The 3,733-nt window shown below is 43.6% G+C and carries 4 protein-coding genes and 1 pseudogene; 4 read left to right on the top strand and 1 reads right to left on the bottom strand.

Annotated elements, in window-relative coordinates; all coding sequences use genetic code 11:
- Positions 1–529: pseudogene (locus ACTF5U_RS09670) on the bottom strand (HAD-IIA family hydrolase); the annotation flags it as partial.
- Positions 530–724: 195 nt separating this feature from the next.
- Here ACTF5U_RS09670 and hxlA point away from each other — a divergent pair.
- From hxlA to ACTF5U_RS09650, 4 genes are all read left to right on the top strand, one after another.
- Complete coding sequence (gene hxlA, locus ACTF5U_RS09665) at positions 725–1,366, top strand: 3-hexulose-6-phosphate synthase (protein ID WP_438971422.1); 642 nt, start codon at positions 725–727, stop codon at positions 1,364–1,366.
- Positions 1,367–1,681: 315 nt separating this feature from the next.
- Positions 1,682–1,972, top strand: coding sequence for a hypothetical protein (locus ACTF5U_RS09660; RefSeq protein ID WP_438971421.1), 291 nt, complete (start codon positions 1,682–1,684; stop codon positions 1,970–1,972).
- A 156-nt stretch (positions 1,973–2,128) separates the two neighbouring features.
- Complete coding sequence (locus ACTF5U_RS09655; protein ID WP_438971420.1) at positions 2,129–3,112, top strand: transaldolase; 984 nt, start codon at positions 2,129–2,131, stop codon at positions 3,110–3,112.
- A 171-nt stretch (positions 3,113–3,283) separates the two neighbouring features.
- The coding region (locus tag ACTF5U_RS09650; RefSeq protein WP_438971419.1) for an orotidine 5'-phosphate decarboxylase / HUMPS family protein at positions 3,284–3,733 on the top strand (450 nt) is incomplete at its 3' end.

The following is a 3,733-nucleotide window of genomic DNA, read 5'->3' as shown; positions in this document are numbered from 1 at the left end:
CGGTCGGTAAGGTCGTATCCGAGTTAGTGGCATAAAATAGTGCGCCAGCATTGATATTCAATGTCGCCGTTGCCAGCTTATCCCAGTTCAGCGTGCGATCCAGTCCTGAAACAACAATATCTGCCCCCACTCCTTTTATATCTTTTTGGGGCTGATCAACTTCATAAAGGTCCGTCAGAATAAAGCCATTCTGTTCCAATGGGTGCTTTAGTCCTTCTTCGCCAATCACAAACACCCGTCGTTTATTTTCAGGCAAATTCTCTCGCAAATAGGTCGCAGTTGCCATACTTGAGGTCAGGACTTCTTTGTCTGTTACAATTACTCCCATAGCCGACAGCTTTTCAATGTACTGTTGCTGAGTAAGACTCGCGTTGTTAGTGGCGAGCACAAAAGGCAGTTTTTGATCTCTCAATAAAGCAAAGAAAGCCTCTAAACCGGGCAATGCTTTGCTACCGTGCCATAAAACACCATCCATATCGATGATAAGGCCAGCGATGTCATCTACAGTAATCATGTCATTTGTCGTCAAAATAGCCCCTCAAAAGCAAATATAATTGACTCAGAAGAGTGGCACACATCAAATCAGCCTGTCTAGCAGCGAAAATAACGTTAAATGTTGAGTTTTAGGCAAAAATTGACATATTAAGTCAATCTGATTTATAGTCTGCGAGCGTATTTTCAACGTAAAACTTATAATTAAATCAATTTTTAGGAGCATGTCAGCATGGCAAAAGCACTTATTCAAATGGCACTCGATTCACTGGATTTCGATCAAACTATGGCACTTGCTGAGCAAGTTTCTCCATACGTCGATATCCTGGAAGTTGGTACACCTTGCATCAAGTATAACGGTCTTGAAATCGTTACTGCACTGAAAAGCAAATTCCCTAACAACCTAATTCTGGTTGACCTGAAAACAATGGATGCTGGCGAATACGAAGCAACACCATTCTACGAAGCAGGCGCTGATATCTGCACAGTTCTGGGTGTTTCTGATAAAGCAACAATGGGCGGTGTTATCAAAGCAGCTAACGCTAGCAACGCTGAAGCTCAAATCGACCTGATCAACGTTTCAAGCAAAACTGGCGTAGCAACTGAAGCAGCTCGTAACGGTGCTCAAATCATCGGTGTTCACACTGGTCTTGACGCGCAAGCAGCAGGTCAAACACCTTTTGCTGATCTGAAAGAAATCGCTGGTCTGAACCTGGGCGTTCGTATCTCTGTTGCTGGTGGCCTGAACAAAGACACCATCCAAGATACAGTTCGTGCTGGTGCAACTATCGTTGTTGTTGGCGCCGCTATCTACGGTGCTGATTCTCCAGCAGACTCTGCTAAAGAATTGCGTGCTTTGGTTGACGCAGCATAAGCAGAAAACAATTTGCAGTAGCAAATATAAAAACGAGTGGCCTTGTGGCCGCTCGTTTTTTTTCATCAACACATAATTTCAGTGTCTAAACCTATATTGATGCGTTAAAGTGTTGATGCCAGTCAAAAAATCCTGCATAAGAACAGGCTGGCTGATAAAAACAATAATGTGGCTAAACCCTGAGAAGTATCGATGTACATACTTTTCTGATATCTCATCTGGCTTGCCACAGTAAATCTAAAATAGTAATTTACCCGTTTACCAACCTCGTTTTGTTGGGCAGATGGGGTTCAGAAATGTAACAGGGGTATAATCATGAATCAGAATAAAGGCTTACTTGCTTCGATTTGCGGCTTTGTTAAAAGTCTGTTTTCGTCCGAACCAGCTACAACTGCCAAACCGGCTGCTAAAGATGGTCTGACTGGCGTTGAGCGTTATATCAGAAATCAAGCGCAAAGTGGTTCAAGCTTGACCGGTGTAGAGCAATACATCAGAAATCAGGCGACAAGTAACAAAGCTGTCACAGGTGTCGAAGAGTATCTTCGTAACCAGGGGCAAGCAAAACCAATGACGGGTGTTGAGCGCTACATCCAGACTAAGGGTTAAGAAAACTTAAACTCCTTTACCCATTGCGTAATACGAACTGTGTCGATGGATGCAGTTGTCCAACGAAACGTATTACGGCATAAAGATTCAATTTTCAGTCAGCTTTATTAAGCGTGATTGTCATTTTTTAACTTTTGAAAACTAAAGGTACATAACATGGCTAATTTACTTGATCAGCTTAAGGAAATGACCGTTGTTGTAGCTGATACTGGTGATATTGAAGCAATTCAAAAATACACACCACGTGATGCAACAACCAACCCTTCACTGATTACTGCCGCTGCTCAAATGCCACAATATCAAGGTATCGTTGATGATACTCTGAAAGCAGCACGTGAAACACTGGGTGCAGATGCCCCAGCATCAGAAGTCGTTTCTCTGGCATTTGATCGTCTGGCTGTATCTTTCGGTCTGAAAATTCTGGATATCATTCCAGGTCGTGTTTCTACAGAAGTTGACGCACGTCTGTCTTACGATACCGAAGCCACTATCGCTAAAGGTCGTGACTTGATTGCCCAGTACGAAGCTGCAGGTGTTGACCGTAAACGCATCCTGATCAAAATTGCTTCGACTTGGGAAGGTATTCAAGCTGCTGCCGTCTTACAAAAAGAAGGTATCAACTGTAACCTGACATTGTTGTTTGGTCTGCACCAGGCGATTGCTTGTGCAGAAAACGGTATTACATTGATCTCACCATTCGTGGGCCGTATCCTTGACTGGTACAAGAAAGATACTGGTCGTGACTCCTACGAATCACACGAAGATCCAGGTGTATTGTCTGTAACGGCAATCTACGAGTACTACAAAAAGTTTGGTTATGACACTGAAGTAATGGGCGCAAGCTTCCGTAATGTTGGTGAAATTACAGAGTTGGCTGGCGTAGACTTGCTGACGATCTCACCAAAACTGCTCGACGAGCTGCAATCAACGGAAGGCGAATTGCCGCGCAAATTGTCTCCTGACCAAGCAGCAAACGCAGATATCGAAAAAATCAACATGGATAAAGCGACATTTGAAAAAATGCACGCTGAAGATCCAATGGCTACGGAAAAACTATCAGAAGGTATCGACGGTTTTGCCAAAGCACTGGAATCATTGGAAGAATTGCTTGCCGATCGTTTGGCAAGCCTGGAAAGCTAATTCAACACTGAACTGAGCTTTCTAACGTATTCAGCCCGCTCAGCTATGAGCGGGCAAGAATGCAGCAGATAGCGCGTTAATTGACTTAACGCTCTTTTCTGCATATAGTCCCGCTTCTCACTGTAGCAAGCGTGATAATAATTATTTTTACTTTATTTAGGAGTATGTAACATGGCTGAAATCCAAATGGCATTAGACTCACTGGACTTCGACGCAACAATGGCACTTGCAGAGCAAGTAGCACCTTACGTTGATATCCTGGAAATCGGTACACCATGTATTAAATACAATGGTCTGAAACTGGTTAAAGCACTGAAAGCAGCTCACCCAGACAAGAAAATCCTGGTTGACCTGAAAACTATGGATGCTGGTGAATACGAAGCATCTCCTTTCTTTGAAGCAGGCGGTGATATCACTACTGTTCTGGGTGCATCTGATATGGCTACCATCAACGGTGTCATCAAAGCAGCTAACGCTAACAATGCTGAAGCTCAAGTTGACCTGATCGGTGTTGAAGATAAAGTTGCAGTTGCTAAAGAAGCAGCTTCAAACGGTGCTCACATCATCGGTGTTCACACTGGTCTTGACGCACAAGCAGCTGGTCAAACTCCATTCGAAGAC

It is taken from the genome of Methylophaga sp. (assembly GCF_965655755.1).
GTDB lineage: Bacteria > Pseudomonadota > Gammaproteobacteria > Nitrosococcales > Methylophagaceae > Methylophaga.
The sequence above is the reverse complement of the archived record's forward strand: the minus strand, read 5'-3'. Positions and strand labels throughout refer to the sequence as shown.

Coding starts and splice junctions, on each gene's coding strand:
- ACTF5U_RS09660 (WP_438971421.1), top strand. CDS start 1,682: ATGAATCAGAATAAAGGCTTACTTGCTTCGATTTGCGGCTTTGTTAAA.
- ACTF5U_RS09655 (WP_438971420.1), top strand. CDS start 2,129: ATGGCTAATTTACTTGATCAGCTTAAGGAAATGACCGTTGTTGTAGCT.
- hxlA (WP_438971422.1), top strand. CDS start 725: ATGGCAAAAGCACTTATTCAAATGGCACTCGATTCACTGGATTTCGAT.